The organism is Pseudomonas sp. NUPR-002, from assembly GCF_056322725.1.
The window spans coordinates 4,612,067-4,632,905 of the sequence record NZ_CM150476.1 but is presented as its reverse complement, the minus strand read 5'-3'; the positions used below and the strand labels follow the sequence as shown (position 1 = coordinate 4,632,905).

Annotated in this window: 22 protein-coding genes; 10 read left to right on the top strand and 12 right to left on the bottom strand. The window is 61.3% G+C overall.

Annotation, left to right across the window (positions count from 1 at the left end; translation table 11 throughout):
• Window positions 1-2,190 carry a patatin-like phospholipase family protein gene (locus tag ACVWSC_RS21230; RefSeq protein ID WP_442114348.1) on the bottom strand — a complete coding sequence of 730 codons (2,190 nt, stop codon included), beginning with the start codon at window positions 2,188-2,190 and terminating at the stop codon, window positions 1-3.
• Window positions 2,191-2,260: 70 nt separating this feature from the next.
• Here ACVWSC_RS21230 and ACVWSC_RS21225 point away from each other — a divergent pair, with 70 nt between their 5' ends.
• A complete protein-coding gene (locus ACVWSC_RS21225; RefSeq protein WP_442109035.1) occupies window positions 2,261-2,545 on the top strand; it encodes an Rdx family protein in 285 nt (94 codons plus the stop codon).
• Window positions 2,546-2,557: 12 nt separating this feature from the next.
• On the opposite strand, the gene ACVWSC_RS21220 is transcribed toward ACVWSC_RS21225, so the two are convergent.
• The 3 genes from ACVWSC_RS21220 to ACVWSC_RS21210 all read right to left on the bottom strand — a co-directional run bounded on the left by ACVWSC_RS21220 (window position 2,558) and on the right by ACVWSC_RS21210 (window position 4,760).
• Window positions 2,558-3,436: a DMT family transporter gene (locus tag ACVWSC_RS21220; protein WP_442109034.1), complete on the bottom strand. Its 879-nt coding sequence runs from the start codon at window positions 3,434-3,436 to the stop codon at window positions 2,558-2,560.
• A 180-nt stretch (window positions 3,437-3,616) separates the two neighbouring features.
• The gene (locus ACVWSC_RS21215) at window positions 3,617-4,381 is read right to left on the bottom strand and encodes an AraC family transcriptional regulator (protein WP_442109033.1); all 765 of its coding nucleotides are present in this window, start codon (window positions 4,379-4,381) and stop codon (window positions 3,617-3,619) included.
• Window positions 4,382-4,448: 67 nt separating this feature from the next.
• The gene (locus ACVWSC_RS21210; protein ID WP_442109032.1) at window positions 4,449-4,760 is read right to left on the bottom strand and encodes an Mpo1-like protein; all 312 of its coding nucleotides are present in this window, start codon (window positions 4,758-4,760) and stop codon (window positions 4,449-4,451) included.
• A gap of 160 nt (window positions 4,761-4,920) precedes the next feature.
• On the opposite strand from ACVWSC_RS21210, the gene ACVWSC_RS21205 reads away from it, so the two are divergent.
• Window positions 4,921-6,012, top strand: coding sequence for an AraC family transcriptional regulator (locus tag ACVWSC_RS21205; protein ID WP_442109031.1), 1,092 nt, complete (start codon window positions 4,921-4,923; stop codon window positions 6,010-6,012).
• On the opposite strand, the gene ACVWSC_RS21200 is transcribed toward ACVWSC_RS21205, so the two are convergent.
• A complete protein-coding gene (locus ACVWSC_RS21200) occupies window positions 5,969-7,423 on the bottom strand; it encodes a TrkH family potassium uptake protein (protein ID WP_442109030.1) in 1,455 nt (484 codons plus the stop codon). The genes ACVWSC_RS21205 and ACVWSC_RS21200 overlap by 44 nt on opposite strands.
• Before the next feature lie 100 nt (window positions 7,424-7,523).
• Here ACVWSC_RS21200 and ACVWSC_RS21195 point away from each other — a divergent pair, with 100 nt between their 5' ends.
• Window positions 7,524-8,078, top strand: coding sequence for a nitroreductase family protein (locus ACVWSC_RS21195; RefSeq protein WP_442109029.1), 555 nt, complete (start codon window positions 7,524-7,526; stop codon window positions 8,076-8,078).
• Window positions 8,079-8,151: 73 nt separating this feature from the next.
• On the opposite strand, the gene ACVWSC_RS21190 is transcribed toward ACVWSC_RS21195, so the two are convergent.
• The 6 genes from ACVWSC_RS21190 to ACVWSC_RS21165 form a co-directional block, all read right to left on the bottom strand.
• Window positions 8,152-9,468: a sensor histidine kinase gene (locus ACVWSC_RS21190; RefSeq protein ID WP_476461709.1), complete on the bottom strand. Its 1,317-nt coding sequence runs from the start codon at window positions 9,466-9,468 to the stop codon at window positions 8,152-8,154.
• A gap of 65 nt (window positions 9,469-9,533) precedes the next feature.
• The gene (locus tag ACVWSC_RS21185; RefSeq protein ID WP_442109027.1) at window positions 9,534-9,947 is read right to left on the bottom strand and encodes a Spy/CpxP family protein refolding chaperone; all 414 of its coding nucleotides are present in this window, start codon (window positions 9,945-9,947) and stop codon (window positions 9,534-9,536) included.
• A gap of 119 nt (window positions 9,948-10,066) precedes the next feature.
• The gene (locus tag ACVWSC_RS21180) at window positions 10,067-10,744 is read right to left on the bottom strand and encodes a response regulator transcription factor (RefSeq protein ID WP_442109026.1); all 678 of its coding nucleotides are present in this window, start codon (window positions 10,742-10,744) and stop codon (window positions 10,067-10,069) included.
• Between the two features lie 7 nt (window positions 10,745-10,751).
• Window positions 10,752-11,156 (bottom strand): SH3 domain-containing protein, encoded by a 405-nt coding sequence (locus ACVWSC_RS21175; protein ID WP_442109025.1) that lies wholly within the window; start codon window positions 11,154-11,156, stop codon window positions 10,752-10,754.
• Window positions 11,157-11,274: 118 nt separating this feature from the next.
• Window positions 11,275-11,574, bottom strand: coding sequence for a YciI family protein (locus ACVWSC_RS21170; protein WP_442109024.1), 300 nt, complete (start codon window positions 11,572-11,574; stop codon window positions 11,275-11,277).
• Window position 11,575: 1 nt separating this feature from the next.
• Window positions 11,576-12,184, bottom strand: a complete 609-nt coding sequence (locus ACVWSC_RS21165; RefSeq protein WP_442109023.1) for a septation protein A — start codon at window positions 12,182-12,184, stop codon at window positions 11,576-11,578.
• 66 nt (window positions 12,185-12,250) lie between these two features.
• Here ACVWSC_RS21165 and ACVWSC_RS21160 point away from each other — a divergent pair, with 66 nt between their 5' ends.
• The 7 genes from ACVWSC_RS21160 to arfB all read left to right on the top strand — a co-directional run bounded on the left by ACVWSC_RS21160 (window position 12,251) and on the right by arfB (window position 19,629).
• A complete protein-coding gene (locus ACVWSC_RS21160; RefSeq protein WP_442109022.1) occupies window positions 12,251-13,114 on the top strand; it encodes a PHP domain-containing protein in 864 nt (287 codons plus the stop codon).
• 13 nt (window positions 13,115-13,127) lie between these two features.
• Entirely contained in the window at window positions 13,128-13,757 is a 630-nt protein-coding gene (locus ACVWSC_RS21155) for an L-threonylcarbamoyladenylate synthase (RefSeq protein WP_442109021.1), read from the top strand.
• 128 nt (window positions 13,758-13,885) lie between these two features.
• On the top strand, window positions 13,886-14,584 hold the full coding sequence (locus ACVWSC_RS21150) for a segregation and condensation protein A (protein WP_442114347.1): 699 nt from the start codon (window positions 13,886-13,888) through the stop codon (window positions 14,582-14,584).
• A gap of 14 nt (window positions 14,585-14,598) precedes the next feature.
• Window positions 14,599-15,387 (top strand): SMC-Scp complex subunit ScpB, encoded by a 789-nt coding sequence (scpB, locus tag ACVWSC_RS21145; RefSeq protein WP_442109020.1) that lies wholly within the window; start codon window positions 14,599-14,601, stop codon window positions 15,385-15,387.
• Window positions 15,388-15,487: 100 nt separating this feature from the next.
• On the top strand, window positions 15,488-16,552 hold the full coding sequence (gene rluB / locus ACVWSC_RS21140; RefSeq protein ID WP_442109019.1) for a 23S rRNA pseudouridine(2605) synthase RluB: 1,065 nt from the start codon (window positions 15,488-15,490) through the stop codon (window positions 16,550-16,552).
• A 694-nt stretch (window positions 16,553-17,246) separates the two neighbouring features.
• Window positions 17,247-18,665: an amino acid permease gene (locus ACVWSC_RS21135; protein ID WP_442109018.1), complete on the top strand. Its 1,419-nt coding sequence runs from the start codon at window positions 17,247-17,249 to the stop codon at window positions 18,663-18,665.
• Between the two features lie 550 nt (window positions 18,666-19,215).
• Window positions 19,216-19,629 (top strand): alternative ribosome rescue aminoacyl-tRNA hydrolase ArfB, encoded by a 414-nt coding sequence (gene arfB, locus ACVWSC_RS21130; RefSeq protein ID WP_442109017.1) that lies wholly within the window; start codon window positions 19,216-19,218, stop codon window positions 19,627-19,629.
• Here arfB and ACVWSC_RS21125 read toward each other — a convergent pair.
• Window positions 19,623-20,828: an MFS transporter gene (locus ACVWSC_RS21125; RefSeq protein ID WP_442109016.1), complete on the bottom strand. Its 1,206-nt coding sequence runs from the start codon at window positions 20,826-20,828 to the stop codon at window positions 19,623-19,625. The two genes, arfB and ACVWSC_RS21125, sit on opposite strands and share 7 nt — an antisense overlap.
• Between the last annotated feature and the right edge of the window lie 11 nt (window positions 20,829-20,839).

Below are 20,839 nucleotides of genomic sequence, written 5' to 3'. Positions count from 1 at the left end.
TCAGAAGGTGTGACCCAGGTTCAGGTACAACGCCTTCTGATTTTCGCTGTTGGCACCATAGCTGAAGTTCAACGGGCCCAGCGGCGTTTCAAAGCCAACGAAAATACTGGCGGCATTGATGTAGCCGCTGTCGAATTCGTTGTCATTGTTCCACAACCTGCCACGTTCCAATGACCCACCCAGGTACAGCGGGAAGTCCAGTGGCAGGTACGCCCGTGGCGTCAGTCGGCGGTAGTAGACCATGCGCATCAGGCTCATGTTCTGGCCAGATACCGAATCCTGACGAAAGCCAGACAGCTGCCGCGCGCCACCCAATACAAAGCTGGAAGTGACCACTTCGGCGTCATCAATGGTGCGACCGTACTGGCCGCCCAGCACCCAGGTATTGGGGCCGCTGCTCAGCGCCTTGTCCAGTTTGAAGTTCCATTGCCGGTAGCGCTGGTCAGAGCCAAGGTCCGGGTCGTACTGGCGCAGGGTCAGGCTGATGTCCTCACCGCTGTGCGGGAAGTAGACATTGTCGAGGGTGTCGAACGAATACTTGAGCTCATAGAAGCCTTCATTGAAGCTGAAATGCGGCAGGTCTTGATCGCCAATCCGCACCTCGGCATTGCCCCAGGCCTGGCCCACACCAAAGCGGATTTCGCCGCTGTTGCCGATCTGGCGCCCCAGGTTCAAGCCGAAGCCGTAGCGTTCCAGGCGGTATTCGGCAATCGGATCGTCGTCCAGGGTGGCCTCGATGTTCTGTGAGCCAAGGTCGATATACGGGGCGACGAAGTAGCGTGAGCCGGCATCCAGTGGTTGGTAGAACTCGCTGTACAGCTCTTGCTGGTCGCCTATCTGGGCGCGGGTCAGCCATTCGGCACCGAGCTGGTTGATACCGTTGACCCGGTAGCTGGCACCTATGTTGAACGCACTGTCACCGCGCATGTCATCCGACAGATTAAGGCCCAGGCGCAAGTAGTCGGTGCCGCCACGGCGACCGCGGGCATTGATCACCAGGGTGTTGTCGCTGCCCTTGTGCACCACTCGGTACTGAACCCGGTCGAAATAGTCCAGGCCGTAGAGGGTGCCCATGTCGGTCTGCAGGCGGCCCAGTTCCAGGGGCTCGCCGATGGGTTGGCGAATGTAGAAACGGATCACATCGTCACTGACTTTCGAGTCGTTCTCGATCCTGATCGCGGTAATGACGGGTGTGCGCTGGCTTGGTGAGCGCGCAGCCGTCAGCTCGGCGTCGTTACTGTCGGGGCGTTTGAGTGTTGCCAGGCGTGCGTCCAGGGCGCGGGCCGCACGGTAGCCGGCGTCGATCATGTCCTGGGCGCGGCCAAAATCGGTCACGCCGAAACTGGCCATCGGCGGCTGGATGAGGATGTCGTCGCGATGCAATTGCGCCAGTTGCTCCTCGGAGTTGCGCCGGGTCATCAGGGTAATCGACTGGTTGAGCACATCGACCACGGTGGTCATTTGCTTGCGATCACGCAGTGGTGAGCCGATATCAACGACGATGGCCAGGTCTACCCCCATTTCGCGGGCAACGTCCAGGGGAATGTTGTCGACCATACCGCCATCGACCAGCAGCCGGCCATCCAGGTCGACCGGGGCGAATACCGCCGGAATCGACATGCTGGCGCGAATGACTTGCGGCAGGTGGCCGCGGTTGAACACCACTTTCTCACCACTGGCGATATCGGTGGCCACGGCGCGGAAGGGGATGGGCAGCTTGTCGAAGTCACGGGTGTCGCTGGTGTGGGCCAGCAGGCTTTCCAGCAGCAGCGCCAGGTTCTGCCCCTGGATCACGCCCAGCGGCAAGCCAAGGCTGCCATCGTCACGAAAGCTGAGTTTCTGCTTGACCAGGAAGTCGCGGTCATCCTGCTTGCGCCTGAAGGGTACGTCCTTGCGTGGCGGGGCATCGGAAAGGGCCTGCTTCCAGTCGATACCCAAGGCGAGCTTTTCCAGCTCCTCGATGCTGTAGCCCGAGGCATACAAGCCGCCGACCACCGCGCCCATGCTGGTACCGGCAATGGCATCGACCTTGATGCCTTGCTCTTCCAGGGCTTTGAGCACGCCGATATGGGCAAGGCCACGGGCCGCACCGCCAGACAACACCAGGCCGATTTTCGGTTGGGGTGGTTCGGCAGCCAGGAGTGGGAAGGAAATGAACAACAGCAGTAGGCAAAACAGCAAGCGGTGCATCATGCACTCTCGGAGCAAAGGCTAAAGACCGCTAGTATAAGCATCCCCGCCTGTCAGGAGACTGATCGCTGTGAATGTCGACAAAGCCGAAATTGTCATCACCTATTGCACCCAATGCCAATGGCTGCTGCGTGCCGCCTGGCTGGCCCAGGAACTGCTCAGCACATTCGGGCAAGACCTTGCCCGGGTATCGCTTGAGCCTGCCACCGGCGGCGCCTTCCGGATTACCTGCGATGGCGTGCAGATCTGGGAGCGCAAGGCCGATGGCGGCTTCCCTGAAGCCAAAGTACTCAAGCAGCGGGTGCGTGACCAGATTGATCCGCAGCGTGACCTGGGCCACAACGACCGCCCGTGATCTTCAGCGGCCTCAAGCCGCAGCCGCCTTAGTGCTTTGATTGCTGGCGGCCAGGCGGCTGGAGATGACGATGGCGAGGATGATCAGTACACCTCCGAACAGCATGCGCAGGGTCGGCGCCTCGGCGAAAATCAGCCAGGCCAGGGCAATGCCGTAGACCGGCTCCAGAGCGAACACCACCGCAGCGGTGCGCGCCTTGATCACCGCCAGGCTGGCGACGAACAGGCTGTGGGCGACGCCGGTGCAGAATACTCCGAGCAGGGCGATCCACAGCCAGTCCAGCGCTGGCACTTCGGATAACGCAGGGGCCGCAACCGGCAACAGGCAGAGCGCGACTACCGCGTTCTGGCACAGCGCTGCCTGCACGGCGGGCACGCGACCGTTGGACGCCCGGTTGGTCAGGGACAACAGCGAGAACAGCAAACCGGAAAGCAATGACCAGAGCAGGCCGCCGGTGGCCTGGCTGGCCAGGTCGAAGTCTGGGGTGACCATAACCAAGCCGATACTCACCAGCACCACCAGAATGATTTCGTTGCTGCGCACCCGCTCGCGAAACAGCAGGCCTTCAAGGATGACCGTGAAGGCTGGAAAACTGGCGAAGCCCAAGGTAGCAATCGCTACCCCCGCGACTTTCACCGCAATAAAGAAACTGACCCAATGCCCGGCCAGTAACACGCCGCCCAGCGTCAGACGGCGCCAGTCCTGAGTGTGCAAGGGTTGCCAGGCTTTTTGTGCGAAGCGGGCGAAGATGCCCAGAGCCAGTACCGCAAAGGCTGCGCGGCCAAACACGATGATCGACGGCGCCGCTTGGGCCAGCTTGCCGAAAACGCCGGTCAGACCGAAAAACAGTGCGCCGATATGCAGGGCGCCGAGGGCGGTGCGGTGATTCATGATGATCCTTGTTGACGGCCTTGTGTAGGAGCGGGCTTGGCCCGCGATCGCGTCTGCTCAGTTACTTCGCTATCGCGGGGCAAGCCCGCTCCTACAGGTGGTGCAAGACAGTTGTTGCCACCGAGAAATTGTCAGGCAGTGTAAAAGGACATCGCCCCGGTGTCTGTCGCACGCCTCGCGTCAGTTGTCGCCAGACTCTTGCCGCAACGCCCGGGGCGAGCAGTTGAAGGTGCGCAGTACGGCGGCAGCGAAAGCGCTTTGTGAGGCGTAGCCGACTTGAGCGGCAATCTCGCCGATCGGCAACGCCGTCTCGCGCAGCAGGCGGCGGGCTTTGAGCAAGCGACGCTGGCGGATGTAATCCATCGGCGTGATCGACGCCTCAGCGCTGAAGCGGGCATGCAGGCGAGCGCTGGACAGCCCAGCCAAACGGGCCAGGTCGGCAACCTGCAAGGGGTAGGCAGCGTTTTGCTCGATGTAGGCATCGAAACTGGCAAAGGGCAGTTGCTTGTGCTCGGCAGCCGGGGCTGATGTGCGGTTCAGGCTGGCCAATAACAACACGGCACCTTGCTGCGCCATCAACGGGTCGACCGCCGGGCCGGCCGCCAACCAGTCGACCAGTTGCTGTTGGTGGTGGTTCAGCATCAGTGAGCCACGACGCTCAAGCAGGCGTTGACTGGCCGAGGCCTGTTCACCGAGGCTGTTGCTGAGCCAGCTATCGCCAGGCACATCAAGCACCAGGCATTGGCTGCCACTGACGCTGGCGCAGGTGTGGTGGGAGCCGCCTGGCACCACGATCAGGCCTTGGCGTTCGATGCGCGCCCCGCAACCGTCAAGCTCGAAGTCCAATTGCCCACGCAGGCCAAACACCAGTTGCGGGTGTGCATGGCTGTGGGCAATCAAGGCGTCACTGTAATGGCGCACAGAGAGTATCGAGCTGTTGCTCATCAGGCTGTCCTCCAAACCGTGGCAGCAGTGTACCGCGTCGCAGGCGCGACGTTGAAGCGGGGCACAATCAGAAGGACACTTTACCGCGCAGCATGTCGCGGTACATGGCGAAGTCGCCAATCAGGCTGTACAGCGGATAAGTGAAGGTGGCGGGGCGGTTTTTCTCGAAAAAGAAATGGCCGATCCAGGCGAAACCGTAGCCGGCAAACGGTACCGCCAGCAGTAGCAGCCACTTGCCGCTTCCCAGGGTAAAGGCGAGTAAAGCGATGACCAGGGTAGTGCCGACGAAGTGCAGGCGTCGACAGGCCGGGTTGCTATGTTCTTGTAAATAATACGGATAGAACTCGGCGAAACTGTGAAATTGCTGAGGACTGCTCATAACCCAACTCCCAAGGCTCACGATAGGGACGAAGATGCACGACGTGGAGCCTGAACTGAGTCTAGAGTGAGTAAAATCGTTGGGCAGTGACAATTGGCGCCAATTAAGTATCCTTTGCGTTCGCCGCAGGAGCGGACAGCCTGAACATAAGAAGCCAGCCATGAGCGAGAGAACCACGTCAGCAAGCTGGGCATCAGGGATCGTCAAGGCACTCGAGCTGGAAGGGCTGGATTGCCGCGCCATGTTCAAACAGCTCGGTCTGGACTTTGCCGCGCTGGATGACCCCGACGCTCGCTTTACCCAGGACTCCATGACCCGTCTGTGGCAGTTGGCGGTCGAGCTTTCCGGCAATCAGGCCATTGGCCTGAACATGGCCAGGGTGGTTCGGCCGGCTTCATTCCATGTCGTGGGTTACGCGTTGATGTCCAGCCGCACCCTGGCTGAAGGGTTCGAGCGCCTGGTGCGCTACCAGCGCATCATCGCCGAAAGTTCCGATCTGAGTTTCACCCTGGGGCCGGAAGGCTACGTTTTGGTCCTTACCGTGCACGGTGACCATCTGCCGCCCACCCGCCACAGCGCCGAAGCCTCATTGGCGTGTGCGCTGTCGCTGTGCAGCTGGCTCAGTGGGCGGGTGATACAACTGCGACGCGTGCTGATCCAGGGGCCGCAGCCGTTGGATGTCACACCTTACAAAACCGCCTTTCATGCGCCACTGGTGTTTGGGGCGGCCCATGATGCGCTGGTGTTTGAGCGCGCCGACATGGAGGCGCCGCTGCCGACCGCTAACGAAGCCATGGCCATACTGCATGATCGTTTTGCCGGCGAGTACCTGGCGCGTTTCTCCGAAAGCCGGGTAACCCATCGTGCTCGCCAGGTGTTGTGCCGGGTGTTGCCACAAGGCGAACCCAAGCGCGAGATGGTTGCCCAGGCCTTGCACCTGTCGCAGCGCACCCTGCAACGTCGGCTGCAGGAAGAGGGCACCAGTTTTCAGACGTTGCTCGACGATACCCGTCGTGAGCTGGCGGAACAGTACCTGGCGCAGCCCACTATGACCCTGCTGGAAACTGCCTACCTGCTGGGGTTTGCCGACCCAAGCAACTTCTTCCGCGCCTTTCGCCGCTGGTTCGACCTGACGCCGAGCGAGTATCGCACGCGTATGGGCGAAGGCAGTGTCGCGCCAGCGCCCGAGCAGGGCGCTGAAGCCGTGGTCAGTGACGCCAGAACGCCGGCATACACAGCACCAGCACCGTAATGATCTCCAGGCGGCCCAGCAGCATGCCGCCTGCCAGAATCCACTTGGCCGCATCGGGCAGGGTGGCGAAGTTACCGGCCGGGCCAATGGTTTCACCCAGGCCCGGGCCAACGCCGGAGACGGTACTGGCGGCGCCGGTCAATGCCGTCATCCAGTCAACGCCGAGCAACGACAGCAGCAGTGCGATCACGCAAATGGTAATGGCGAAGAAAAACGAGAAGGTCAGAATCGACCGGACGATTTCTTCGTCCAGGCGGTGGCCGTTGTATTTCTGCTTGATCACCGCGCGCGGGTGAATCAGCTGATTGAGGTTGGCCTTGAGCAGGATGTAGGCCACCTGGAAACGGAAAATCTTGATCCCGCCAGCCGTCGAGCCGGAGCAACCGCCGACGAAGCCCAGGTAGAAAAACAGCATCAGCGAAAAGTTACCCCACAGGCTGTAGTCGCCCAGGGCAAAGCCGGTGGTGGTGACCACCGAGGTGACGTTCAGCGCCACGTGGCGCAAGGCGTCGAGCCAGTGCAGTTTGGTCGTCGCCCAGTACCAGGTGCCGAGCACCAGCCAGGTCACCACCAACATCAGCAGCAGGCCCTGGACCTGTTGGTCCTTGATCAAGGCTTTGCGGTTGCCGCGCAGGGTCGATACATACAGCGCAAACGGCAAGCTGCCGAGGATCATCACCACCACCGCCACCCAGTGCACGGCGGGCTGCTGCCATTTGGCCAGGGACTGGTCGGAGGTGGAAAACCCGCCGGTGGAAATCGCCGACATAGCGTGGTTGATGGCGTCGAACACGTTCATCCCCGCCAGCCAGAACGCCAGCCCGCCCAGGGCGGTGAAGCCCACATACACGGCAACGATCGACTTGGCGACCATGTGCGAGCGTGGCATGACCTTTTCCGAGCGGTCCGAGGATTCGGTCTGGAACAGGCGCATGCCACCGATGCGCAGCAGCGGCAGAATGGCCACGGCCATGGCGATAAAGCCGATGCCACCCAGCCAGTGCAGCAGCGAGCGCCACATCAGAATGCCCGGTGACATGCTGTCCAGACCACTGAGCACGGTGGCGCCGGTGGCGGTGATGCCGGACATGCTTTCGAAGAATGCGTCGGTGTAGCTGATGTGTTGGGTGAGCAGAAACGGCAGGGCCGCAAAGATGCACACCACCAGCCAACTGCTGACTGTCAGCAGGTACATGTCCCGTGGACGCAGATGGACGTGCTCAGGGCGCCCTTGAAGCACCAGGGCCAGCCCGGCGACAAAGGTGATCATGCTGGCCCAGAGGAACGATGGCAGGTCGCCTGTGCGATCGAAGATCACCAGGGTGGCCATGGGCACGACCATGCTGATCGCCAGGGTGATCAGGAAGATGCCGATGATGAAACCAATGATCCTTAAGGTCGGCAACGCCATGTGATCTGCTCTGACTCGTAACGGAAGGGCGCCATTCTACCTATGGACCTTTTTAAGTAAACGCTAGAATAGCTGCACATTTCTCTTTAGGGGGTAGCCGATGGAGGCTCTCGACGCATTGCTCAACCGTGTTTCCGTACCACGCCTGGTCGAACCTGCGCCCAATGCCGCACAGCGCGAGGCACTGTTTCAGGCCGCCTTGCGGGCGCCGGACCACGGCCAATTGCGGCCTTGGCGCTTCCTGACGGTCGAGGGTGAGGGGCGGGTGAAGTTGGGCGAACTGTTTGCCGACGCCGTCAAAAGCAAAGGCGATGCCAGCGCCGCCGACCTGGACAAGGCCCGCGCCATGCCACTGCGTGCGCCGTTGCTGGTGGTGGTGATTGCGCGCTTGCAGGATCACTTCAAAGTGCCGGTCTCGGAGCAGCGTCTGGCGGCGGGGTGTGCCGCTCACGGCATTCTGCTGGCGGCCCATGCTCAGGGCGTTGGGGCGGTTTGGCGTACCGGTGATTTGGCGTACAACAAGCAGGTTGCTGCGGGTTTGGGTTTGGGTGAAAAGGAAGAAATCGTGGCGTTCCTGTACGTGGGGACGCCGCAAACTGAACCGCGCACAGCGCCGGTGCTGGCTACTGCGGACTTTGTGACAGCCTGGGGTTGAGGGCTGATCGCGGGGCAAGCCCGCTCCTACAGGTTTTGTAGGAGCGGGCTTGCCCCGCGATGCGATTTACCCATCAACCACGCAACTCCAACCGAGCCACAAAGCCACCCTGCGGATGATTCTCCAGTGTCAGGCTACCGCCATGACGCTCGGCCGCCTTGCGCGCAATGGCCAGCCCCAGGCCGTGGCCTGCCGCGCTTTGCCCCGGCGCACGAAAGAACGGCTCGCCCAACTGCGCCAGGTGCTCCACGGCCACCCCCGGCCCATGATCACGCACACTGAGCACGATGCGCTCAGCGTCTTGTACCACCGTGACCTCGATCGGCTGCCCCGGCGGGTTGAAGCGCAGGGCGTTGCGCAGCAGGTTGTCCAGCGCCCGTTCGATCAGGGTTGGCCAGCCTTGCAGGGTTAGCCCGCTTTGCAAATTCAGCTGTATCAGTTGGTCTGGGGCATTGAACTGGGTTTCCTTGTAAACCGCCTGCACCAGGGCATCCACATCCACCGTTTCCGCGCGCGCTTGCTCGGCATCGACCCGCGCCAGTACCAGAATCTCGCTGATCAACGCTTCCAGGCGATCGCACTCGCGGGTCAGGCGTGGCCACAAGGCCTGGCGCTGTTCCGGTTCTGCCCGCTCGGCCAGGGCCAGCGCAATGCGCAGGCGGGCCAAGGGTGAGCGCAGTTCATGGGAAACGTCGCGCAACAACTGGCGCTGGCTGCCGATCAAGCTCTGCAGGCGTGAGCCCATGCGGTTGAAGTCATTGGCCAGCACGCCAAATTCGTCACGCCGGTTGGCCAGGCGCGCCAGGCTGTTTTGCTGGTAGGTGGTTTGTCCAAGGTCATGCACCGCACCGCGCAGGCGGCTGAGCGGGCGGGTAATCGAAAGCGTTACAAACAGGCTGAACAAGGTCAGTACCACCAGCGCAATCCCCAGGGCACTCAGCGGCCACAACAGGCTTTCGCGGTGCCAGGCGTCGAGTTCCGGGTGCGGAATGCGGTAGATCAACAGGTAGGTGTCGCCGCTCTCGGGGCTGGTGTACTCCTCGGTCAGGCGGCGCCAGGGCAAGCGTCGATCGTCGTTGTGACGGCGTGCCTCGAAGGCTGCTGCACGGCGTGGAAAGGTCCCGGGGACCACCGCGTCGCCGCTGTCGTTGAGTACCTGTACGTCGATGTTGTAGCGGTGCTTGCGCCGTTCCAGAAAGCGTTGAGCCGCCTCCACCCCTTGCTGTTCGTAGAGCTGGGTCCACTTCGGCGCCAAGGTGTTGAGGCCCGGGTGGCGGCTGAGAATCCAGGCATCCTGGTTCAATATGTGCCCGAGCAGGATCGACAAACCCGCGACCAGGGCAATGGCCAGCCAGAAACTGGCAAGGATGCGCCAGAACAATGAACGCAAGGCAGGCTCCTTAACGGCAAAAAAACCGGCCTGCGCAGGGGCAGGCCGGGCGGGTGGTTGTCAGCTTACTGGGCCTTGGTAGCTTTTTCAGCTTTCCAGGCTTTGAACTCGCTCCATTCGGCGCGGCGTTGGTCTTGCTCTTTCTTCAGCTCATCGAACTTCTTCTGCTGATCAGGCTTGAGCAGGGCACGGATATCGGCCTGGGTCTTGTCGCGCTTGGTTTGCAGCTCGTCTTTCAGGGCTTTCTGGTCGGCTGCCGGGAGTTTTTCCAGGTAGCGCTTGGTGATTTCCTGACGGCTTTTCATCTGCTCGCCCATCAGTTTGCCGATTTGCTGACGCTGTTCGCGGCTCAGGTCCAGCTGGGCGAAAGGCGCTCCACCGCGGTGGTGATCGCCGTGGCGCGGGCCGTCTTCTGGCATGGCCATAGCGACGGTCGGCAGTGCGGCAGCGAACATCAGGGCGATAAGGGTCTTGCGCATGGTGTCTCTCCTTTCAAGGGCCGGTGATTACCGGATGAGCCCAGTTTAGGGAGATCAAGGTCAGCGGCGGTCAGGCAAGGGTAAAGCTTCGGTAAAGATGCCCCGGCGCGTTGCTGACATTACAGGCTGTAATAGTAACCACGGCTGCGCAGGGCCACGATGCGCGGGCGGCCATCGGGGTGCGGGCCGATTTTCTTGCGCAGGTTGCTGACGTGCATGTCCAGGCTGCGGTCGTACAGGGTGAGTTTGCGGCCCAGGGCAATTTGCGCCAGCTCCTGTTTTTCCAGCGGTTCGCCCGGCTGTTTGAGCAGGGCTTCAAGAATACGGCTCTCGGACAGGGTCAGGGTCAGCTCATGTTCGTCGATGCTGACCACGCCACGGGCGGGGCTGAACGACAGGTCGCCCACTTCGATCTGGCTGGGTGTGGCGTTGGGATGGCTACGGCGCAGCACGGCGCGCAGGCGCGCGGTCAGTTCACGTGGGTCGCACGGTTTGGCCAGGTAGTCATCGGCGCCCAGTTCCAGGCCGAGAATCCGGTCGAGCGGTTCGCCACGTGCCGACAACATCAGCACCGGGAGTTCGGTGTGCTCATGGCGCAATTGCTTGAGCAGCTCCAGGCCGCTGCCATCGGGCAGCATCACATCCAGTACCACTGCTGCCGGCGCCTGCTCGGCCAGTGCCTTGCGGGCGCTCTGACCATCGTGGCAGGCGCGCACGACAAAACCTTCCTGGGTTAGCCAGCTGCCGAGCAGCTCGCACAGTTCCTGGTCATCATCAATCAGTAACAGCTCGCTCATGACTCACTCAATTCAACCATTGCCGACGCTTTCTGTGTCCGCCGCTGGCAAAGATACCGCAGAGTGCGGCAAAGAGGGCAACTGCACCGCCAATCACGAACCATTGTTGCTGGTCGGTGATCAGGCGTTGCGGGGCATTGGCCTGGAGTTCCTTGAGGGCCAGCTTCAAACGCTGGTTTTCCTGGCGCAGGCGGGTGAGCTGGGCGCTTTCGCGCTCGCTGTCGGCATTGTGCAGTTGTTGGCTCAGCGCTTCGCGCAGGCGTTCGCTTTCCTGCAGGCGTTGTTGCAACTCGGTGATCTGGCTGCCCGCACTGAGCGACAGCGGGGTGCTGGAGGTAGCGGGCTCTTCGGCCTGGGCGAGCGGGGTCAGCAACAACAGGCACAGCAGCAGGGACAACGGACCTTGACGCATTGGAACTCCTGATTCTTGTCGATTCAGCAGGTTGTCGGCTGACAGACGAGAATAATGAGCAGTTGCGTCGGTAAAAGGCAGGGAGCGGTGCGCGCAGTGGCGCACCGCGTACAGCAGGTTACGGCAGGACTTGCTTGAACGGCTTGACCACTACCTTGTCGTACACGCCGGCGGCGATGTACGGGTCGGCATCGGCCCACGCTTGTGCGGCGCTCAGCGACTCGAACTCGGCGACGATCAGGCTGCCGGAGAAACCGGCGGCGCCTGGGTCATTGCTGTCGATGGCCGGATGCGGGCCGGCCAGCACCACGCGACCTTGTTCTTTGAGCTGTTGCAGGCGTTCGATATGCGCCGGACGGGCGGCCAGGCGTTTTTCCAGGGAGTCGGCAACGTCACTGGCAATGATGGCGTAGAGCATCTCAGTCCTCATGCTTCGGGGTGGTAGGCGGGGTTGTCGGGTCGCTGTCGTGCAGGTGGCGGGACAGGTAGAAGCCCTGGCCTACAAGGAACAGCACGGTCATGCCGAGGCTGCCGAACACCTTGAAGTCAACCCAGATGTCCTGGAAGGTGAAGGCAACAAACAGGTTGGCGGCGCCGCAGAACAGGAAGAACACGATCCAGGCCAGGTTCAGGCGAGTCCAGACGGCGTCTGGCAGGCTGATGGCATGGCCCATGATGCGCTTGATCAGCACGCGGTCGCCGATGAAGTGGCTACCGGCAAACGCCACGGCAAACAGCCAGTTGACCACCGGGGCTTTCCATTTGAGGAAGGTTTCGCTGTGGAAGGCCAGGGTCAGGCCGCCGAACACCAGGCAGGCGATCAGCGTCAACCATTGGCCCTTTTCCAGCTTGCGCTGGCGGATGAACAGCGCGCCGTAGACCACCACCGAGCTGATGATCAGCATCGCTGTGGCACTGAAGATGCCTCCAAGTTCGAAGCTGTGTCCGGCGAATTCGACGGCGCGAGGTTCGAGTTTGAAGACGATGAAAAACAGGAGCAGCGGGATGAAATCGATGAATTGTTTCACAGTGGCAGCCAGAAGCAGGATGTGACGGCATAATAACAAACATCAATGACAGCGAAAGCGCCACCTATGAATGTTGATCTGCACTGCCACAGTACGGCCTCCGACGGCGCCTTGTCGCCGACGGCACTGGTCGCCCGGGCCCATGAGCACGGCGTGCGGATGCTCTCGCTGACCGACCACGACACCCTTGAAGGCCAGCAGGAGGCCCGCGCCGCAGCCCTGACTCTGGGCATGCAGTGGGTCAGCGGTATCGAGCTATCGTGCACGTGGGGTGGCGCGACCATCCATGTGTTGGGTTACAACTTTGCCCTGGACGCTGCGCCTTTGCTTGAAGCGGTTGAATCGCTGCACCGTGGGCGCTGGCTGCGCGCCGAAGAAATCGACCGACGGTTGGCGCTCAAAGGCATGCCGGGTGCGCTCGACGGTGCGCGGCTCATCCAGCAGGAACTGGGTGACAGCGGAAACGCCCCAGCGCGCCCGCATTTTGCCGAGTTCCTGGTGCGTGCAGGCTTTGTAAAGGACCGTTCCGAGGCGTTTCGCAAGTGGCTGGGCGCCGGCAAGCTGGGTGACGTCAAACTGCACTGGCCGACCCTGGACGAGACCGTGCAAACCCTGCGCAATGCCGATGCCTGGGTCAGCCTGGCGCACCCGATGCACTACGAATTAACCCGCAGCAAGCGCCGACGGCTAATTGCCGACTATATTCAAGCAGGCGGCCAGGCACTGGAAGTGGTCAATGGGATGATGCCGGCCGAGCAGGTGGGGACCATGTCCATCCTCACCCGTGAGTTCGGTCTGCTGGCCAGTGCCGGCAGTGACTTCCATGGCCCCGGCACCTGGGGCGAGATCGGTGCCTACCGGCCACTGCCAGAGGATCTGCCACCTTTGTGGCGTCGATTCAAACATGAGCAGCCTATCGCGGCCGACTGAACAGGAAGAGCATGTGAGTCAATTTTTCCAGATTCATGCGGAGAATCCGCAGCCGCGCCTGATCAAACAGGCCGTGGAAATCATTCGTAAGGGCGGTGTGGTGGTGTACCCCACCGACTCGGCCTATGCCATAGGCTGTCAGATCGGTGACAAGAGTGCCGTGGAGCGGGTTCGTCGCCTGCGACAGCTGGACAAGACCCATAACTTCACCCTGATGTGTTGCGACATGTCTCAGCTGGGTGTGTTCGCCAAGATCGACACCGGTATTTTCCGCATTCTCAAGGCCCATGTGCCGGGCCCGTACACCTTCATCCTCAACGGCACGCGTGAAGTGCCACGCCTGCTGCTGCATGAAAAACGCCGCACCATCGGCTTGCGCGTGCCGCAAAACCCCATCCTGCTGGCGCTGTTGGCAGAGCTTGGCGAGCCCTTGATGAGCGTCAGCCTGATTCTCCCGGGTGATGAAGAACCTATGACCGACCCCTATGAGATCCGTGAGCGACTTGAGCACCATGTCGATCTGATCATCGATGGCGGCTTCGGTGACCTCAAGGCCTCCACCGTGATCGACCTGACCGGCGATGAACCGGAGGTCATTCGCGTCGGTTGCGGCGATCCGGCACCGTTCATGGTTGAAGCGTGACCCAGGCCCCCACTACCGAGCAGAGCGTCGACCCTCAGGCAGGCGCGCAGCAGGAACTGCCGCTGGTATTGGTATATGGCGAAGCCATGACCGAAATGCCGGTCGACCTGTACATCCCGCCCGATGCCCTGGAGGTCTTCCTCGAGGCCTTCGAAGGGCCGCTGGACCTTTTGCTTTACCTGATCCGCAAACAGAACATCGACATTCTCGACATTCCGGTGGCGGAAATTACCCGCCAATACATGGGCTATGTCGAGCTGATGAAGTCGGTGCGCCTGGAGCTGGCGGCCGAGTACCTGGTGATGGCGGCGATGCTGGCGGAGATCAAATCGCGCATGCTGTTGCCGCGTTCGGCTGAAATCGAGGAGGAAGAGGGTGATCCGCGTGCCGAGTTGATCCGCCGGCTGCAGGAGTACGAGCGCTTCAAGGCCGCCGCCGAAGGCATCGATGGCTTGAGCCGGGTAGGCCGCGAGATTATCGTGCCGCGCCTGGATGCACCGCAGGCCAAGGTGCGCAAGCTGCTGCCGGAAGTCAGCCTGGAAGAGCTGCTGCTGTCGATGGCCGAGGTCATGCGCCGTGGTGACTTGTTCGAAAGCCACCAGATCAGCCGTGAGGCGTTATCGACCCGTGAACGCATGAGCGAGGTGCTGGAGCGCCTCAAGGGCGGTGGCTTTGTACCGTTCGTCGAGCTGTTCAGCGCCGAAGAAGGCAAGCTGGGTGTTGTGGTGACCTTCATGGCAATTCTTGAGTTGGTGAAGGAATCCTTGATCGAACTGGTGCAAAATGAGCCTTTTGCGCCGATCCACGTCCGCGCCCGGGCTGAGTGACCACGAGCAACGCCATGAACCTGACCGATCCGCGCGACCTGGCGCCCCTGCTTGAAGCCTTTTTACTGGCCTCGGGAAAACCGCAATCATTGGAGCGCCTGTTCGAACTCTTCGAAGAAGCTGAGCGCCCTGAACCCGCTGTGTTCAAGAAAGCCCTGGAAGTGCTGCGCAAGTCCTGCAATGGCCGTGCGTTTGAACTCAAGGAAGTGGCGTCGGGCTATCGCCTGCAAATTCGCGAAGACTACGCCCCCTGGGTAGGGCGATTGTGGGAAGAGCGGCCACAGCGATACTCGCGCGCCCTGTTGGAGACCATGGCCCTGATTGCCTATCGCCAACCCATTACCCGCGGCGAAATCGAAGATGTGCGCGGCGTGGCGGTTAACAGCAACATCGTCAAAACCCTGCTGGAGCGCGAGTGGATTCGTATTGTCGGCTACCGTGAGGTGCCGGGCCGCCCGGCGATGTTCGCCACCACCAAGGCTTTCCTCGATCACTTCAACTTGAAGAACCTCGACGACTTGCCAGCCCTGGCCGACTTGCGCGAAATGGAGCCTGAACCGCTGCTGGAGCTTGATGACGCACCGGTACCGGAGCACCTGCAGGCCTTGGCCGATGAAAGCGCCGAGCCGCAGGCAGCGCCTGAGGAAACCAGTTTCCGCAGCCTGCTGGTCGAGCTCGATGCGATGGAAGAGGGGCTCAAGACCGACTTTGACGATTTGCTGGAAGAAGAGCCTGCAGTTGAAGAAACCCAGGTTTCGGACGCAGAAGGCGAATCAGCCGCCGACCTGAAGAATTTCAGCTAGTCTCAGGTGCGCTTACGGCGCGATCAGCGTATGATTCGCGACCTTTTTGGCGCTCGTTCGCCTGAATCAGCTTTCAATATGTACACCGGGAGGTGCCCAGATGAGTGATAAAGACCTGCAAGAAACCCAACCATTGCCACCCTCAGGCGAGAAACTGCAAAAGGTTCTCGCGCGTATCGGCGTGGGTTCGCGCCGTGACGTCGAGGCCTGGATCAGCCAGGGCCGGATCAAGGTCAATGGCGTAGACGCCACCTTGGGCCAGCGCGTCGACCTGCATGATGCCATTTCTGTCGATGGCCGCCTGATCAAGCGCGAAGAGTCTGCCGAGACCGTGCGTCGGGTAATCATGTACAACAAACCCGATGGCGAAATCTGCACCCGTGACGACCCGGAAGGCCGTCCGACCGTGTTCGACCGCCTGCCACGGCCTAAAGAAGGCCGCTGGATCAACATCGGCCGCCTGGACATCAACACCACCGGTTTGCTGATGTTCACCACCGATGGTGAGCTGGCCAACCGCCTGATGCACCCGTCCTACGAGATGGACCGCGAATACGCAGTGCGTGTACGGGGTGAAGTCGACGAAGACATGATCGAACGCCTCAAGGCCGGTGTGGTGCTTGAAGACGGCCCGGCGCGCTTTACCGACATCCAGGTAGCGCCTGGCGGTGAAGGATTCAACCACTGGTACCACTGCGTGGTGATGGAAGGCCGCAACCGTGAAGTACGTCGCCTGTGGGAATCCCAGGGCGTGGTGGTCAGCCGCCTGAAGCGCGTACGTTTTGGTCCGGTGTTCCTCAACTCCGACCTGCCGATGGGCCGCTGGCGCGAAATGAGCCAGCAGGAAGTCGACATCCTTGCTGCCGAAGTGGGCCTGACGCCGGTAGCGATGCCAGCGCTCAACCACAAGACCAAAGACAAGCTGGAGCGCCTGCAGCGCAAGTCCACCCGTCCATTGGGCCGTGGTGAGCGCGTACGGACCCTGCGCCCGGCGCACGACGGTGCCGCTGCTGAACGTCCGGCTCGCCAGCCGCGTGAAGAAGCGCCGCGCAAGGAGGGTGGCCGTGGTCGTAGCACCGTGGCTGAACGCCCAAGTGAAATGAACAAACGTGGCAAGCCAGCGCCAAAGCGCCCAGGCAGCACCCGTAACAAGCCACGGCCCTGACGGGTGTAGGAGCGGGCTTGCCCCGCGATAGCGATCTGTCAGTCTCATCGCATCGCGGGGCAAACCCGCCCCCACGTCGATCAAGCCAACCGTTAGGTTGGCTTTTTTTTGCCTGTAATTTCATCACCTTACGAACACGCTCGTCCGCCCTGGCAACTTTTTGCACCATCTTGTAAATAAATCGTTACAACTTGCCCCGCTGTGCATTGGTGTTTCCGCAGCCCGGCGCAGCTGTAAACAGAACTTGCCGGAAAAATCCGCCCAGCGGCATTTACGCACACCTCAGGTGCTTGCCCGCAACGCGCCGGGGCGGTGAGATGTGCGCATTGCCGAGTGCAAAGCCAGGCCGGAGAGCCGGGCATTCAATAAGAACAAATGGAGGCGCCATGCACGCCGATTACCTCCCCAGGCTTCATTCTTTCCTCAGGAACGGTGCGTTTTGTCATCAGACAATCACGCAACGTGTTGACCCCTGCGCGTCAGCAGGGGTATACAATGCGCCGCGTTTTACCTGTGACCCCAATGCGTACCGCGCACTCTTGCTGACACCCGGCTGATTCGCCCACGGCTTTTGCCCTGGAAGGGCAGCAGTTGTCCAAGATCCTCAAGGTAACCCCCTTGATAATTCCGCTGCGCCACGAGCGCGGTGGGTCCGATTCCGTCACAGATAAAAACAATGTAGGTGACTCCGTTCATGAGTGGACAAAACACGCATTCAGGCGAGCTGAAGCGCGGCCTGAAAAATCGCCATATCCAGTTGATTGCCCTGGGCGGTGCAATTGGTACCGGGCTGTTTCTGGGATCGGCTGGCGTGATGAAGTCGGCGGGCCCGTCGATGATTCTCGGCTATGCGATCTGTGGTTTCATCGCTTTCATGATCATGCGCCAGCTCGGCGAAATGATCGTCGAAGAGCCAGTGGCCGGTTCGTTCAGCCACTTCGCGCACAAATACTGGGGTGGTTTTGCCGGCTTCCTGTCCGGCTGGAACTGCTGGGTCCTGTACATTCTGGTCGGTATGTCGGAGCTGACTGCCGTCGGTAAGTATGTGCACTACTGGTGGCCGGAGATCCCGACCTGGGCCTCGGCTGCAGCCTTCTTCATCCTGATCAACGCCATCAACCTGGCCAACGTCAAAGTGTTTGGCGAGGCGGAGTTCTGGTTCGCGATCATCAAGGTGCTGGCTATTGTTGGCATGATTGCCCTGGGTAGCTACTTGCTGGTCAGTGGTAGCGGTGGTCCGCAGGCTTCGGTGAGCAACCTGTGGGAGCACGGTGGCTTCTTCCCCAATGGCGTAAGCGGCCTGGTCATGGCGCTGGCGATCATCATGTTCTCGTTCGGTGGCCTGGAAATGCTCGGTTTCACCGCTGCAGAGGCCGACAAACCGAAAACCGTGATCCCGAAAGCGATCAACCAGGTGATCTACCGTATCCTGATTTTCTACATCGGTGCCCTGGTGGTACTGCTGTCGCTGACCCCGTGGGATAGCCTGGTGAGCAGCCTCGATGCCTCCGGTGGCACCTATGGCGCCAGCCCGTTCGTTCAGGTGTTCTCGTTGCTCGGAAGCGATGTCGCTGCGCACATCCTCAACTTCGTGGTGCTGACCGCCGCGCTGTCGGTGTACAACAGCGGTACCTATTGCAACGCCCGTATGCTCTACGGCATGGCCGAGCAGGGTGACGCTCCGGCAGGCCTGGCGAAGATCGACAAGCGTGGTGTGCCGGTGCGTTCGATCCTGGCTTCGGCGGCGGTGACGCTGGTGGCAGTACTGCTGAACTACTTCATCCCGCAGCATGCGCTGGAGCTGCTGATGTCGCTGGTGGTAGCTGCCCTGGTGATCAACTGGGCGATGATCAGCTACTCGCACCTCAAGTTCCGCCAGCACATGAACAAGACTGGCCAGAAGCCGCTGTTCAAGGCGCTGTGGTACCCCTATGGCAACTACATCTGCCTGGCCTTCGTGGTGCTGATCCTGGGCATCATGCTGCTGATCCCGGGTATCCAGGTGTCGGTGTATGCGATTCCGGTGTGGCTGGTGGTGATGTATGCCTGCTATGCACTGAAGAACAATCGCAGTGCCCGTCGCCTGCCTGAGGCGAACGCTGCAACCAAGTAAGCTGCAGTGAACAGCAAAAGCCCGGCCTAGCGCCTTAATGAAGCGCACTTAAGAAAAACGCCGCGATCCTGATGAGGTCGTGGCGTTTTTTTTAGGGGGCACGGATTGCCGGGGAGATTGGCTTTGGCTTTGTGTTTGCGAATGTGGGCTTATCCATTCAGTGTGGCGGCTGTGCTGGCCCCTTCCGCCCTTACGGCGGCCTCCTTTGCTCTTGGTGTATGGAGCGGACACAGGGTGGGAGCGGGCTTGCCCCGCGATTTGCAATATCGCACCAGATCGCGGGGCAAGCCCGCTCCCACCGCGATCCGGAAGTCGCTAAGTTACGGGTGGCGCCTGGGCTGGCGTTAGTTTCGCTTGTCTCGGTTGGTGTGACCTGTAGGCTTGTCGCTTGTCGTTTTCGCCGTAAAGGCGGAAAGGACCAGTGGAGCCGCCACACTGAATGGATAAGTTCACATCCTCAAAGCCAATGACGTAAATGAACAGTATTACGGCCTAGCGCCGGGCTTTTGCTTTTGCGGTATCCTCATGGCCTTGTCAGGCCTGTGAATCGATGTTGATCATTTCCAATACCGTGCAGATTCCCGATCAGGAAATCGAGCTCAATGCCATCCGCGCCCAGGGTGCTGGCGGGCAGAACGTCAACAAGGTTTCCAGCGCGGTACACCTGCGCTTCGATAGCCAGGCCTCGTCGTTGCCGCCTTTCTACAAGGAGCGCTTGCTGGCCTTGCGCGACAGTCGCATCACCCGTGATGGGGTAATCGTGATCAAAGCGCAGCAGTACCGCACGCAGGAACAGAACCGAGCGGATGCGCTGGAGCGTCTGCGTGAGCTGATTGTGTCGGCGGTCAAGGTGGAGAAAGCACGCCGCCCAACCCGGCCGACGCTGGGCTCGAAAACCCGACGCCTTGACTCCAAGGGCAAGCGTGGGGCGATCAAGGCCGGGCGTGGCAAGGTCGATTACTGAAGCGGTTGTGAGGTGTGTGCGGGTTGTAAGCGGGCTTTACGGTACAGGTAAAGGCTCAGCAGCAAGCCGCCCAGGGCAGCGATAGCGGCGAACAGGAAGATCGAGGCAAAACCGAAGCCGGCAGCAATGGCGCCAGCCAGCGGCCCGGTGATGCCCAGCGACAGGTCGATAAACAGCGAGTAAGCGCCCACCGCCGCGCCACGGTTGGCGGCTGGGACCAGGTTCACCGCCTCTACACCCAAGGCTGGAAACACCAGGGAAAAGCCGAAACCGCTGAGCGCTGCACCGGCCAGCGCAAGCTCGGCGGTGGGCGCCTGCCAGAGCAGGAGCAGGCCCACGGTCTCGACCGACAGGCAGGCGATCGCTACCCGGTAGCCACCGATGCGGTTGATCAGGTTGCCGAACAGCAGGCGTGCGCCAATGAAGCAGGCGCCGAACAGGCTCAGGCACAGCGCTGCGTTGTTCCAGGTGTGGCTGGCGTAGTACAGGGTGATGAAGGTGGCGATGGTGCCAAAGCCGATCGAACCCAGGGCCAGCCCGGCGCCGTGGCCGAAAACCCGCCCGAGCACATGCAAAAAGGGCAAGCGCACGCCAGCAACAATCGGTGCGGCGGTTTTCGGCCAGGCCAGCGCTAACCCCAGCAGGCACAGCAGGATAATACTGGCGCCCATGCTCCACAGCCCTAGTTGCTGCACCAGTACCACGCCCAGCGGTGCGCCAATCGCCAATGCGCCATAACTGGCAATGCCGTTCCAGGAAATCACTTTGGCGGTGTGCTCGGCGCCCACCCGACCGATCCCCCAGCCAATCGAGCCAGAACCCACCAGGCTTTCAGCGCTGCCCAGCACCAGGCGGCCGATCAACAGGCTGCCCAGGCTCAACCACGGCGCATGCTGCAGCCAGGCTGAAAGCAGCATGAACACACCACTGAGGCCGCATCCGGCCAGGCCATACAGCACCGCGCGCTTGCTGCCCAGGTTGTCGATGATGCGGCTGGCGTAGGGGCGGCTGAGCAGGGTGGCCAGGTACTGCACGCTGATGACCAGGCCGGCGACCACCGCGCCGAAGCCCAGGTCGTTATGCACATAGCCGGGCAGCACGGCCAGGGGAATGCCGATGTTCAGGTAGCCAATAAAGGTGAAGAGGACGATGGAGACGACTTGCAGGGTGACCGCAAGGGGGCGCGGTGAATGGGGCATGGGCGGGGATT

What these genes read in the sequence shown, in the direction of transcription:
- ACVWSC_RS21180 (WP_442109026.1), bottom strand. Translation starts at nt 10,744, where the DNA reads ATGAGCGAGCTGTTACTGATTGATGATGACCAGGAACTGTGCGAGCTG.
- ACVWSC_RS21220 (WP_442109034.1), bottom strand. Translation starts at nt 3,436, where the DNA reads ATGAATCACCGCACCGCCCTCGGCGCCCTGCATATCGGCGCACTGTTT.
- ACVWSC_RS21160 (WP_442109022.1), top strand. Translation starts at nt 12,251, where the DNA reads ATGAATGTTGATCTGCACTGCCACAGTACGGCCTCCGACGGCGCCTTG.
- rluB (WP_442109019.1), top strand. Translation starts at nt 15,488, where the DNA reads ATGAGTGATAAAGACCTGCAAGAAACCCAACCATTGCCACCCTCAGGC.
- ACVWSC_RS21125 (WP_442109016.1), bottom strand. Translation starts at nt 20,828, where the DNA reads ATGCCCCATTCACCGCGCCCCCTTGCGGTCACCCTGCAAGTCGTCTCC.
- scpB (WP_442109020.1), top strand. Translation starts at nt 14,599, where the DNA reads ATGAACCTGACCGATCCGCGCGACCTGGCGCCCCTGCTTGAAGCCTTT.
- ACVWSC_RS21135 (WP_442109018.1), top strand. Translation starts at nt 17,247, where the DNA reads ATGAGTGGACAAAACACGCATTCAGGCGAGCTGAAGCGCGGCCTGAAA.
- ACVWSC_RS21210 (WP_442109032.1), bottom strand. Translation starts at nt 4,760, where the DNA reads ATGAGCAGTCCTCAGCAATTTCACAGTTTCGCCGAGTTCTATCCGTAT.
- ACVWSC_RS21230 (WP_442114348.1), bottom strand. Translation starts at nt 2,190, where the DNA reads ATGCACCGCTTGCTGTTTTGCCTACTGCTGTTGTTCATTTCCTTCCCA.
- ACVWSC_RS21215 (WP_442109033.1), bottom strand. Translation starts at nt 4,381, where the DNA reads ATGAGCAACAGCTCGATACTCTCTGTGCGCCATTACAGTGACGCCTTG.
- arfB (WP_442109017.1), top strand. Translation starts at nt 19,216, where the DNA reads ATGTTGATCATTTCCAATACCGTGCAGATTCCCGATCAGGAAATCGAG.
- ACVWSC_RS21200 (WP_442109030.1), bottom strand. Translation starts at nt 7,423, where the DNA reads ATGGCGTTGCCGACCTTAAGGATCATTGGTTTCATCATCGGCATCTTC.
- ACVWSC_RS21195 (WP_442109029.1), top strand. Translation starts at nt 7,524, where the DNA reads ATGGAGGCTCTCGACGCATTGCTCAACCGTGTTTCCGTACCACGCCTG.
- ACVWSC_RS21205 (WP_442109031.1), top strand. Translation starts at nt 4,921, where the DNA reads ATGAGCGAGAGAACCACGTCAGCAAGCTGGGCATCAGGGATCGTCAAG.
- ACVWSC_RS21170 (WP_442109024.1), bottom strand. Translation starts at nt 11,574, where the DNA reads ATGCTCTACGCCATCATTGCCAGTGACGTTGCCGACTCCCTGGAAAAA.
- ACVWSC_RS21175 (WP_442109025.1), bottom strand. Translation starts at nt 11,156, where the DNA reads ATGCGTCAAGGTCCGTTGTCCCTGCTGCTGTGCCTGTTGTTGCTGACC.
- ACVWSC_RS21185 (WP_442109027.1), bottom strand. Translation starts at nt 9,947, where the DNA reads ATGCGCAAGACCCTTATCGCCCTGATGTTCGCTGCCGCACTGCCGACC.